At 67.7% G+C, this 11743-nt stretch carries 13 protein-coding genes; 4 read left to right on the forward strand and 9 right to left on the reverse strand.

Going from position 1 to position 11743, the window contains the following annotated elements; all coding sequences use genetic code 11:
- Nucleotides 1-189: 189 nt before the first annotated feature.
- Both WAZ62_RS16930 and WAZ62_RS16935 read right to left on the reverse strand, forming a co-directional pair.
- Entirely contained in the window at nt 190-1269 is a 1080-nt protein-coding gene (locus tag WAZ62_RS16930; protein ID WP_422644712.1) for an IS4 family transposase, read from the reverse strand.
- 106 nt (nt 1270-1375) lie between these two features.
- Nucleotides 1376-1678: a 4a-hydroxytetrahydrobiopterin dehydratase gene (locus WAZ62_RS16935; protein WP_422644713.1), complete on the reverse strand. Its 303-nt coding sequence runs from the start codon at nt 1676-1678 to the stop codon at nt 1376-1378.
- Nucleotides 1679-1764: 86 nt separating this feature from the next.
- On the opposite strand from WAZ62_RS16935, the gene WAZ62_RS16940 reads away from it, so the two are divergent.
- Together WAZ62_RS16940 and WAZ62_RS16945 are read left to right on the forward strand one after the other, a co-directional pair.
- Complete coding sequence (locus WAZ62_RS16940) at nt 1765-2166, forward strand: metallopeptidase family protein (protein ID WP_422644714.1); 402 nt, start codon at nt 1765-1767, stop codon at nt 2164-2166.
- Between the two features lie 372 nt (nt 2167-2538).
- Nucleotides 2539-4326 carry a hypothetical protein gene (locus WAZ62_RS16945; protein WP_422644715.1) on the forward strand — a complete coding sequence of 596 codons (1788 nt, stop codon included), beginning with the start codon at nt 2539-2541 and terminating at the stop codon, nt 4324-4326.
- 18 nt (nt 4327-4344) lie between these two features.
- Here the strand turns inward: WAZ62_RS16945 and dmeF are convergent, their stop codons facing one another.
- The 7 genes from dmeF to WAZ62_RS16980 form a co-directional block, all read right to left on the reverse strand.
- Nucleotides 4345-5262: a CDF family Co(II)/Ni(II) efflux transporter DmeF gene (dmeF, locus tag WAZ62_RS16950; RefSeq protein WP_422644716.1), complete on the reverse strand. Its 918-nt coding sequence runs from the start codon at nt 5260-5262 to the stop codon at nt 4345-4347.
- Nucleotides 5263-5324: 62 nt separating this feature from the next.
- Complete coding sequence (locus WAZ62_RS16955; protein ID WP_422644717.1) at nt 5325-6242, reverse strand: 2-hydroxyacid dehydrogenase; 918 nt, start codon at nt 6240-6242, stop codon at nt 5325-5327.
- Between the two features lie 10 nt (nt 6243-6252).
- Nucleotides 6253-6675, reverse strand: a complete 423-nt coding sequence (locus WAZ62_RS16960) for a VOC family protein (RefSeq protein ID WP_422644718.1) — start codon at nt 6673-6675, stop codon at nt 6253-6255.
- Nucleotides 6676-6677: 2 nt separating this feature from the next.
- A complete protein-coding gene (locus WAZ62_RS16965; protein ID WP_422644719.1) occupies nt 6678-7391 on the reverse strand; it encodes an NAD-dependent deacylase in 714 nt (237 codons plus the stop codon).
- 1 nt (nt 7392) lies between these two features.
- A complete protein-coding gene (thpR, locus tag WAZ62_RS16970) occupies nt 7393-7947 on the reverse strand; it encodes an RNA 2',3'-cyclic phosphodiesterase (RefSeq protein WP_422644720.1) in 555 nt (184 codons plus the stop codon).
- Nucleotides 7948-7967: 20 nt separating this feature from the next.
- On the reverse strand, nt 7968-9008 hold the full coding sequence (locus WAZ62_RS16975) for an NADP(H)-dependent aldo-keto reductase (protein WP_422644721.1): 1041 nt from the start codon (nt 9006-9008) through the stop codon (nt 7968-7970).
- Nucleotides 9005-9643: an arylesterase gene (locus tag WAZ62_RS16980; RefSeq protein ID WP_422644722.1), complete on the reverse strand. Its 639-nt coding sequence runs from the start codon at nt 9641-9643 to the stop codon at nt 9005-9007. Before WAZ62_RS16980 ends, WAZ62_RS16975 begins: the two co-directional genes overlap by 4 nt.
- Nucleotides 9644-9691: 48 nt before the next feature.
- On the opposite strand from WAZ62_RS16980, the gene WAZ62_RS16985 reads away from it, so the two are divergent.
- A complete protein-coding gene (locus WAZ62_RS16985; protein WP_422644723.1) occupies nt 9692-10375 on the forward strand; it encodes an ABC transporter ATP-binding protein in 684 nt (227 codons plus the stop codon).
- Nucleotides 10375-11743 (forward strand): ABC transporter permease (locus WAZ62_RS16990; protein ID WP_422644724.1); only part of this gene is annotated, 1369 nt, incomplete at its 3' end. The genes WAZ62_RS16985 and WAZ62_RS16990, both read left to right, overlap by 1 nt.

The following is an 11743-nucleotide window of genomic DNA, read 5'->3' on the forward strand; positions in this document are numbered from 1 at the left end:
GCCCATATGCGCTAAGTTAAGGTCTGAAGTTTACGTTTTCGGTGTGCTTCGAAGAGCTGCCTTTCAATTTTCCGGATGCTGCCGGCGAGGCGGTGCAGGGAGATGGCGCCGAGGACGTGCTGACGGAAGGCGGCCATGAGCATCTTGGTGACCCGCCACAGGGAGGGCATCCGGGGCAATGCCTTGGGCTCAGGGGGGAATGTCCCGGATATCCGGGCAAAGATCCTCGACGAGCAGGGCGGCGATGAGATGGGCGAAGATCCAGGCCCGGGCCAAGCCCTCGTTCCTGGCCGGCAGGCGGTCGAGGTGCAGGAGGGACTTGAGGCGCTTGAAGGCCAGTTCGATCTGCCAGCGCAGCCTGTACAGGCTGGCGAGTTGCTCGGGGCTTGCCTTGTCCTGGGCCAGCGAGGTGATGAGCATCAGGTGTTCGGCGGCGCGCAGGCTCAGGGGATCGTTGCGGTGGCCGCCGCGCTGGCTCTCGCGTCGGGCCCGGTCGCGGGCCTGACGAGCGGCCTCGGGCGGCTTCCTGATCACCACCAGCCGGGCCAACCTGGAGCGTTCCGGGTGGCCCTTGTGATCGATCCTGACCGCCAGGTCGCAGGTGCCGAACTGGTCGCTTTGGTCGAGTGCCGCCGCGAGGTCGAAGGCACTCCCATCGGCCTTGGACAGGGTCAGGGAGCGGCTCCCGGCCCGCACCACGAAGTCGACCCTGGCATCGATCAGGCGCTGCAAGCCGCCGGGGCGGGCATAGACCCTGTCGCCCAGGATCAGTTCTCCCGGCTCGGCCTCGACCCGCGTCAAGCTTTCGGCCCCGCGGGTGTTGGTGAGCGCCAACCCGGTGAAGCGGGCTGCCCCTGGATCGTAAACCGCGTGCAGGCGCCAGCGCCCGCCTCGCCCCGGCGGACTGATCACCGTGGCGTCGACGATCCGAAGGCGATAGCCGGCCAGGGCAACGGTCTCGCCGGTACGTTGTGCCAGCAGGCTACCGGCGATCCACCCCAGCCAGTCGGCGGCATCGCGCAGGCGGTACAGGAGTGCTGCATCGCTGAGCTTGGCGACCTGCTGCAACGACGCCCAAGCCGCCGTCTCGCGCAGCGACTGGCCGCCAGGGCCGTAGGCCAGGGCCAGACGCAGGAGATCCGCCCCGCTGCGGACTTCCCGTCGTCGCTTCAGCGCGCCGCTGGCAACAACGGAAGCTTCAAGGTCGATCGCTTCCTCGATGCGGGAAACAACCAACGGCCAATCGTGATCGTCGACGCTGATGTCCATTCAAAGCTTGAATCACAATCAGCCAGAAAGGGGAATCCATTATCTTAGCGCCTATGGGCCTTCGCCGGGATTGTGACGAAGGCGGGAGAAAGGCGCCCTCCCGCCGCTAGAGCCCGAAGTCGGCGGCGAAGGTGTCGATGCGGCGGGCCAGCTTGATATCGAGTTCGGACAGGCCGCCGACGTCGTGGGTCGACAGCAGGATGTCGACCGTCTTGTAGACGTTGAACCATTCCGGGTGATGATCCATCGCCTCGGCGACCAGGGCGACGCGGGTCATGAAGGCGAAGGCCTGGCCGAAGTCCCGGAACACCAGCCGGCGTTCGATGGCATCGCGATCCTCCGACATGTGCCATTTCGGCAGTTGGACCAGAGCGGCCCCCCGCGCGGCTTCCGTCAGCTTTTCGGCCATGACCATTCCCTGTTTGGCGTTTTTCGATCCTGATTCAAGTGGTACGAGACTGGACAGCGCGCCACAAGGCGCTAACGTCTCGGCCGATGACGCACGCCAAATTTCTCGACCGGCTCCTGGCCCCCCGTCTCGAAGACATCGAGGCCCTGGCCGCCCAGGCCCTGGCGGACATACCGCCCGCCTTGCGCGACAAGGTTCGCGACGTCGTGATTCGGGTCGAGGAATTCGCCGATGACGGCACGCTGGAGGCCATGGGGATCGACGACCCCTTCACCCTGACCGGGATCTATCGCGGCGTGCCACTGAAGGACAAGTCGTTCAGCGATTCGGGTAGCCTGCCCGACATGATCTTTCTTTATCGCCGCCCCATCCTCGACGAATGGTGCGAAACCGGCTCATCCCTGGGCGACCTGGTGCGCGAGGTGCTGATCCACGAGATCGGCCATCATTTCGGTTTCTCCGACGACGATATGGACGCGCTCGACTAAAGCCGTCGTCGACGTCAGATCTTCCCGATCTTCGGGGTCTTTCCGCCAGAACAGGTGCGATGAAGTGGCGGGATGACAATCCGTCATGTTGCAGCGCCTTGGGGCAACACCTTGTTTTTCGAAGATTTATTCAGCTTCGCCGGTCGCGGATCGCGACCTGTTGTGCGATGCATCCATTTTGAAACAACCGCCAGAACGTGGGTTATTTTCTCCGAATTGGAGATTGTTGCCCTCACAATTCATCCTTAAAAATTCGTTTACCTGCCCCCACGGGCGATGCGCGCAATCGCGGGACGAAGCCCGCCCGAATGTGGTCGCGCCCGTCCCGCGCGGAGGGTGGAGCAACGAATCCTGGGGGTTTAGGTGGCTGAAATGTTGAAGATTACCAGGCGTGCCGCTGACCGGCCGACCTTGCTGACGACCGCTGCCCGTTCGGCACTTCTGGCCTCGGCGCTTGTTGTTCCGGCCGTCTCGGCCCGCGCGCAGGATGCCATCCCGGTCTCGCCCTATCAGTTCGGGGCCGACACGCAGGCGGTCGCTGAAACGAATCTGCGCGTCGACATCTTCGGTGGCGGCGACGAGAACGGCGGCCTTTACGGTGGCGCCCCCAGCCTCGCCATCCCGCTCGGCGGCAATGTCGGCCTGCAGATCGACGGCGCCGCCGGCTTCGTCGCCGACGAGGCCGGCTTTGCCGGCGGCGCGGGCCAACTGTTCTACCGTGACCCGCAGACCCTGTCGGTCGGCATCGCCGGTGGCGGCTATTACGTCGATGGCGACAAGCAATATGCCGTCGCCGCGATCGGCGAATATTACCTCTCCAGCGTCACGCTCGAATTGCTCGCCGGCTATCAGTGGGGCGATGTGGTCGAGGACAGCTGGTACGGCCGCGCCGGGGCCTCGGTCTATGTCACGCCCAACCTGAAGCTCGGCGCCGGGGTCGGCTATGCCGAGGACACCAATGTCTCGGGCGACCTCCAGGTCGAGGCGCTGCTCAGCGACGTCCCGGGGCTGGCGCTCTTCGCCAATGGCACCGTCGATGAGAAGGGCGCCCTCGCCCTCGCCGGCATCCGCATCTATACCGCGGCGGCCGAGCTGAGCCGAACCAAGCAGGCCGGTGAAGTCACCCTGATGGATATCGACCGGCGCTATCAGCGGCGGAATTTCCTGACCGGCTATGGCGGTGGCTTTGGTCTCCGCCAGATCAGCCTGGCCGGGGGCGGGGAACTTCCCGTCACCCCGGGCGGCGGCAACGGCAACGGCGGGAACGGGAACGGTGGCAATGGGAACGGTGGCAATGGCAATGGCGGCAACGGCAATGGCGGCCAGACCGGCAATGGCCTGATCTCGCTGGTGCAGAACACGGTCGAGAATCTGCTGGGCAACACACCGCTGCAGGGGGTGAGCGACCTCGTGAATGCCCTGGTCGATCCGCAGACCGGCGTGCTCAGCCCGCTGACCGGCGCCCTCGAGGCGGTGACCGACACGGCGACCGGCGCCCTCGGCGGCCTGACCAACGTCGTCGACGCGCTGGCCGGCCCGCAGAACGGCGTGCTCGATCCCGTGCTCGACGGGGTGAACGACCTGCTGACGGGCGATACGCGATCGACCACGACGGGCGGTCTGATCGATGTCGTGCAGGGCACGGTCGGCAGCCTGCTCGACGGCACGCCGCTGGCCTTCGTCGGCAATCTGGTCGACACACTGGTCGATCCCCAGACCGGCGCCCTCGCCGCCCTGACCAGCCCGCTGAACGATCTGACCAATATCCAGACCGGCGGCCTCGGCGCGGTGACGGAAGTGGTCGACGCCCTGGTCGGCGACGAGAAGGGTGCCCTCGACCCGACCCTGGACGGCCTCAATCACCTCCTGTCGGGCCAGACCGAATCGACGAATGCCGGCGGCCTGATCGACACGGTTCAGGGCACGGTGAACAACCTGCTCGGCGGCACCATCCTGTCGCCGGTGGCGGGCCTCGTGAACACGCTGGTCGATCCCCAGACCGGCGCCCTCGCCGCCCTGACCGATCCGCTGAACGACCTGACCAATGTCCAGACCGGCGGTCTCGGCGCGGTGACGGAAGTCGTCGACACGCTGGTCGGCGCCAACACGGGCGCGCTCGACCCGACGCTGGACGGCGTGAATTCGCTGCTCAGCTTCTGAGGATCGCGCGGCGCGTAATCACGCCGCGTTCACCTCGATGGTGACATGGGACAGGCGGGGCAGGCCGGCCAGCCTGTCCCGATAGACCGCCGGGGCCTGGGGCTGGCTTGAGGTCAGGGCGGCGATGACGCCGAAATGTCCTGGCCCCAGGGACCAGACATGGAGATCCGTCACCCGCTCGCCCTCGGCTTGCAGCCGGCGGCGGATCTCGTCCGCCACGGCACCGCCCCCCGGCACGACATCGAGCAGGGTGCCGCCCGCGTCGCGCATCAACCCGATAGACCAGCGCGCGATGACCAGCGCCCCGACGACGCCGATCACCGGATCCAGCCAGGCGAGGCCAAGGGATCGCCCGGCCAGCAGGGCGGCAATGGCCAGAACCGACGTCAGCGCGTCGGCCAGGACATGAAGATAGGCCGCCCGCAGATTATTGTCATGGCCGTGGTGGTGATGGTGATCCCCGTGGTCATGGTCATGCTCGTGGTGATCAGCTCCGTGATGCAGCAGCCCGGCCGAGACGAGATTGACGGCAAGGCCGATCGCGGCGACCACGATGGCCTGGCCATAGTCGATGGCGACCGGGTGAACGAGGCGCCACAGGCTCTCGCCCGCGATCAGCAGGGCGACCAGACCAAGCACGATGGCGCTGGCGAAACCGGCCAGGTCGCCGAATTTCCCCGTCCCGAAGGAAAAGCGGTCGTCCCGCGCCAGCCGCCGGGCATAGCGATAGGCCAGGGCGGAAATGACGAGGGCGGCGGCATGGGTCGACATGTGCCAGCCGTCGGCGGTGAGCGCCATCGAGCCATAGATCGTGCCGGCCGCGATCTCCACCCCCATGGTCACCACCGTCAGGGCGATCACCGCCCAGGTCCGGCGCTCGTTCCGGGCGTGGTCCTGGCCGAGGAAAACATGGTCGTGATCAAGGGCGGCGGTCATGGCGTCGGGCTTCCGGGGCGGTGCTGGGGAAGGGCTACGGTTGCGCCCTCCCGCCTGTGGCGTCAATAGCCCCGCGCCCGATCGACGAGGCCAGTCACGGGCCGTCCGGCGCGGAAGGCGCGGATATTCCCGGCCGCGCAATGGGCCGCCGTGCGACTGTCGGTCTCGGCCGCGACATGGGGCGTCACGGTTACCTTCGGGTGGAGCCACAGCGGGCTGTCGGCCGGCAGCGGCTCGGTCTCGAAGACATCGAGCACGGCATGGGACAGGACCCCGGCATCGAGCGCGGCGATGATATCCGCCACCACCTGATGCCCGCCCCGGCCGAAATTGATCAGGCCGGCGCCGGGCCGCATCCGGGCGAAAAGCGGCGCCGCCAGGATATGCCGGGTCTCGGGCGTCAGCGGCAGAAGATTGACGAGGATATGCGCCCTGGCCAGAACCTCGTCCAGCGCCGCCGGGCCGGCGCTTCGGCTCCAGCCCAGCACCGGAAAGCCGAGCGCCCGCAGCATGGCCGCCGACGCCTTGCCCATTTCCCCCATGCCGAGGATGCCGACCGGACATTCCGCGGCCAGCGGCTGGTGATGCGGCTTCCAGACCACATCCGCCTGCTGGGCGCGATAGGCGGGCAGCTGGCGGTGCAGGCCGAGGACATGGGTCGCCACCGCCTCGGCCATGGCGGTGGCGAGGTTGGGATCGACCAGACGGGCGAGCGGCAGGTGTTCGGGCACCGAGCTATCGGCCAGCAAGCCGTCGACCCCGGCCCAAAGGCTCTGCACGAAGCGCAGGTTCGGCATCTGCGCCAGCAGCCCCGGCGCCGGATTGGCGACGATGGCGACATCGACCGCCGCCAGATCGTCGGCGCCCAGGTTCCCATGAGGTGGGCCGAGCAACACGGTCTCGCCGAGCGCCGTCTCCAGCAGGTCCTGCCAATGCCGCGCGATCGATGCCGAATAGCGGCAGAAATAGACAAGGCTCAAGAAATTCTCCTCAGGTCGCGAAAAGGCTCTCGTCCGAAGCGAAGCCCTTGAATTCCAGCGCATTGCCCGATGGATCGAGCACGAACATCGTCGCCTGCTCGCCCGGCTGACCGACAAAGCGGACCTTGGGTTTCAGCACCCAGTCGATCCCCTCCGCCGCTTCCAGCCGCTCCCGCAGGGCGTGCCATTGCGGCATGGTCAGGACGACGCCGAAATGGGGAAGGGGCACGGCATCGCCGTCGACGCCGCCGGCGCAGGCCCGCCCGGCCCCCTGCCAGCCCTCGCGCAGATGGGCCGACAACTGATGGCCGAACAGCTCGAAATCGACCCAGGTCGGCGCGCTGCGCCCCGCCGTGCAGCCAAGGGTGCCGAAATAGAAATCCCGCGCGGCGGCAAGATCGTGGACCGGAAAGGCGAGATGGAACGGCCGCATGATCAGATCTCCCCGCGCAATATTTCGTCGACGAATGCGGGCACGATCTCGCTGGCGTTGCCATAGCGGCGCTCGGCGAACAGCGAATGGCCGTCGGACGGATCGAGGTTCAATTCGACCGTCAGCGCCCGTCGGCCGCGTCGAACCTGCGCGACGAAGCCCGCCGCCGGATAGACCGTGCCCGAAGTGCCGATGGAAACAAACAGATCGCAAGCCTCCAGCGCCTCGTGGATCTCGTCCATCAGCAGGGGCATTTCGCCGAACCAGACGACATGGGGCCGCATCGCCCCCGCGCGGCCGCAGGTCGCGCAGATCGTCGCCAGGTCGATATCGGCCCGGTGTTCGGTCACCGTCTCGCAGATCCCGCAGCGGATGCGGGCGAGTTCGCCGTGCATGTGAATGAGGTTGCGGTTGCCCGCCCGCTCGTGCAGGTCGTCGACATTCTGGGTGACGATCAGCACCTCCCCGGCGTGTTCCGCCTCCAGCCGGGCAAGGGCATGGTGGGCGGCATTGGGCTGCGCGGTCAGCAGGCCGCGGCGGCGGGCGTTGTAGAACTCATGGACGAAGGCGGGATCGCGGGCGAAGCCCTCGGGCGTCGCCACGTCCCGCAGATCATATTTCGTCCACAGGCCGTCCTTGTCCCTGAAGGTGCCGAGGCCCGATTCCGCCGAAATGCCGGCGCCGGTCAGGATCACGATGCGCCGATAGGTCTTCACGTCAGTCCCCGTCTTGCTCTTCCAGATCGAACCATTCTTCCGGGGTATAGACCGGGTGCTCGCCCCCGGTCACGCTGGAATAGAGCGCGAAACGATCGGCCCGCCAGGGCGGCGGCGCCAGGCCGCCGTTGCCTTCGACGAAGGCGCGCAGCCGGCCTGCGTCGGGCGCCTTCAGCCGGGCCAGGGTGACATGGGGCACGAAGCGCCGATCTTCGACGCCGAGGCCGGGCACGAGCGCCAGCGCCGCCTCCACCCGTTTCTCGAGATCGAGGAGGGCGGGCGAGGGCACGACGGCGGCATAAAGGAGGCGCGGCCCCTTGCCGCTCTCGAACAGGCCGACACCCCGGATCGCGACCTCGAAAGCCGGGGCATGGACGCCGTCGAGGGCGGAGACGATGTCGTCCGCCACCCGCTCGTCGACCTCGCCGATGAATTTCAGCGTGATGTGCAGGTTCCCGGGCGGGCTCCAGCGCGCGCCCGGAATGCCGCCGCCCGCCAGCGCCAGGGTCTGGCGCAAGAGGGGCGGCAGCGGCAGGGCGACGAAGAGACGGACCATGTCACGCCCCCACCGTCCGGTCACGGACAGGGGTTGGGATTGGCGCGGTGGACCGCCTCGATTTCCTTCATCACCGCCTCCGACAACTCGAGGTCGATTGAGCCGATGTCGGCTTTCAGCTGCTCCATCGTGGTCGCGCCGATGATATTGGCGCCGAGGAACGGCCGGTCGTTGACGAAGGACAGCGCCATCTGCGCCGGGTCCAGCCCGTGGCGGCGCGCGATGTCGACATAGGCATCGGCCGCCGCCTGGGCGCCCGGCGTCGAATAGCGGATGAAGCGCGAGAACAGGGTGAGCCGGGCATTGGCCGGCTTCGCCCCGCCGTAATATTTGCCGGTCAGCAGCCCCATGCCGAGCGGGGAATAGGCCAGCAGATCGACCCCCTCGCGATGGGCGATCTCGGCGAGGCCGATCTCGAACAGGCGGTTGACGAGACTATAGGCGTTCTGGATCGTGACGATATGGGGCAGGCCCAGGCGGTCCGCCGCCTCGAGGTAACGCATCACGCCCCAGGGACTTTCGTTGGAAACCCCGAGGTGGCGCACCTTGCCCGCCTTCACGAGGCCGGCGAGGGCGTCCAGCGTCTCCTCGATGGGAACAAGGTCGTGCTGCTCGAAATGCTTGTAGTCGGCTATACCGAAGGCATTGGTGATGCGCTCCGGCCAATGGACCTGATAGAGGTCGACGTAATCCGTGCCGAGCCGCTTCAGGCTGCCGTCGATCGCCTCGGTGATCTGGGCCTTGTTCAGGCGCGTGGTCGGCTTGCGGATATGGGCGCCGGGGCCGTCGCGGCCGGAAACCTTGGTCGCGATGATGACCTTGTCGCGGTTCTTGCGCGCCTTCAGCCAGCTGCCGATATAGGCCTCGGTCCGACCTTGCGTCTCGGGCTTGGGCGGCACCGGATACATTTCGGCGGCATCGAGGAAATTCACCCCCTGGTCCAGGGCGTAGTCGAGCTGTTCGTGGGCTTCCGCTTCGGTGTTCTGCTCGCCCCAGGTCATGGTGCCGAGGCAGATGACGCTGACATCGAGATCGGTCCGGCCAAGACGGCGGTACTTCATGCAGGGTTCCTTTGCTCGAGGGCGCGGATCACGAAGGGGGTGATCCGCTCGACGATGATCGCGACACCGGCGGGATTGGGATGCATCCCGTCCGCCTGGTTGAGGGCGGGATCGGCCGCGACGCCGTCGAGGAAGAAGGGATAGAACGCCACCCGGTGCTTTTCCGCAAGCCGGGGAAACATGCCGTCGAAGCGGGTCCCGTATTCGCTGCCGAGATTGGGCGGCGCCCGCATCCCCGCCAGCAGGACCTTCACCCCGCGCGTTCCGAGGCGGGTCAGGATGGCGTCGAGATTGGCCTCGGTCTCGGCCGGGTCGGTGCCGCGCAGGGCGTCATTGGCGCCCAGCTCGATGATGACGAGGTCGGGCAGGCCGGCGGGATCGCCCAGCGCCCAGTCCAGCCGGGCGAGGCCGCCCGCCGTGGTATCGCCCGAGACCCCGGCGTTCTGCACCTCGGCCTCGATGCCGGCGGCCGTCAGTGCCTTCTGCAACCGCACCGGAAAGACATCCGGCCCGTCGAGCCCGTAGCCATGGGTGAGGGAATCGCCGAAGGCGAGGATGCGGGCCGGGGCCGCCGATCCCGCCGCGGGCGAAAAGGCGAGGCCGATCAGCAGGGCGAGGTTGAAAACCAGGACCATCAGTCCATATGACCGAAAGCCCCTTCCTGTTCTTGTGGATGTCATTCCTTGGCTGCTCCCGTGATCGAACTCGCTGCCGTGACCCTCAGCCTCGGCAGTGCCGCCGGCCCGGTCGACATCCTGCGCGGCATCGACCTGTCCGTCGAGGCGGGACAGAGCATCGGGCTGATCGGCCCTTCCGGCTCCGGCAAATCGACCCTGCTCTCGGTCATGGCGGGCCTGGAAAAGCCGACCTCGGGCACGGTCACGGTCGCCGGCCAGCAGCTTCAAACCCTCGATGAAGACCGTCTGGCGCGCTTCCGCCGGGACAATGTGGGGATCGTCTTCCAGTCTTTCCACCTGATCCCGACCATGACCGCGCTGGAAAATGTCGCGATCCCGCTGGAGCTGGCCGGCGACGCGGGCGCGCGGGACAAGGCGGCGGCGGAGCTTGGCCGCGTCGGCCTTGCTCACCGGCTGGATCACTATCCGGCGCAACTCTCGGGCGGGGAGCAGCAGCGCGTCGCCCTCGCCCGCGCCCTGATCGCGAACCCCCGCATTCTCTTCGCCGACGAGCCGACGGGCAATCTCGACAGCCGCACCGGCGAGACCATCGTCGATCTCCTGTTCGGCCTTGGCCGCGACCGGGGCGCCACCCTCGTTCTCGTCACCCATGATCCCGCGCTGGCGGCGCGCTGCGACCGGCGCCTGCGCCTCGCCGACGGGCGCATCGTCGCCGACGAGCGGATGTGATGAGGGGCGGGACCGCGCTGGCCTTCCGCCTCGCCCGGCGCGAGCTGCGCACCGGGTTGAAGGGTTTCCGCATCTTCCTCGCCTGTCTGGTGCTGGGGGTCGCGGCGATCGCCGGCATCGGCACCCTCTCGGCCGCGATCGAACAGGGCCTGGCCGAGAATGGCCGCGCCCTGCTGGGCGGCGACATGGAACTCCGCCTCGTGCAGCGTGAGGCCACCGCCGCCGAAGTCGCCCGGTTGCAAGGGCTCGGCCAGCTTTCCACCGTTCGCCAGATGCGCGCCATGGCCCGGCTGACCACCGGGGCCGAGGGCCGGACGCTCGTCGAATTGAAGGCGGTCGATGGCGCCTATCCGCTGATCGGCAAACTGGCGCTTGAACCCGCCCTCGGCCCCATGGACGCTTTCGCCGTCCGGGACGGATTGCCCGGCGCCGTCGTTGACGATGTCATGCTGATGCGGATCGGGGCCGGGATCGGCGACATCATCGCCATCGGCGATGCCCGTTTCATCATCCGCGCCGTCATCGCCGACGAGCCGGACCGCGCGGCGGAAGCCTTCGCCCTCGGCCCCCGGGTGATGATCGGTCTCGATGCCCTGCCCGCAACCGGCCTTCTGCAACAGGGCAGCCTGGTCAATACCGCCTATCGCCTGAGCCTTCCGCCCGGCACCCCCTTGCACGCGATCGGCAAGGCGCTGGAGGCCGAATTTCCCGATGCCGGCTGGCGCATCCGCTACCGCGACAACGCGACCCCGGGCATTCGCCAGTTCGTCGACCGCATGGGCCAGTTCCTGACCCTGATCGGCCTGACCACGCTGGTGGTCGGCGGCGTCGGCATCGGCAGCGCCGTGCGTGCCCATATGGCGACGCGCACCCGAACCATCGCCATCCTGAAATCGCTGGGCGCGCCCGCGGGGCTCATCTTCCGCATGTTCCTGTTCCAGGTGCTGCTGATCGCCTTGCTCGGCATCGCCATCGGTCTTGGCGTCGGCCTCGGCCTGCCCATTGCCCTGGGCGGCCTGCTGGCGGAGCAATTGCCGGTGCCGGCCAGCCTCGGCTTCTATCCGCTGCCCCTGCTGCGGGCCGCCGGCTTTGGCCTGATCACCGCGACGCTCTTCGCGCTCTGGCCGCTCGCCCGGGCGCGGGAAGTGCCGGCCGCCCATCTGTTCCGCGATCAGGTCGCGCCCGACCGGGTGCGGTTGCGCAAGCGCTATCTGATCGCGACCGCCGTGCTGATCGCCGGCCTCGTCGGTCTCGCGCTGTTCTCCTCGGCCGAGGTCAGTTTCGGCCTGTGGTTCATTCTCGGCACGCTGGTCGTCTTCGGCGTGCTGCGGCTCGCCGGGCGGGGCGTCGCCGCGCTCGCCGCCCGCC

The sequence above is a fragment of the Zavarzinia sp. genome, assembly GCF_049306435.1.
In the GTDB taxonomy this organism is placed as follows: Bacteria; Pseudomonadota; Alphaproteobacteria; order Zavarziniales; family Zavarziniaceae; genus Zavarzinia.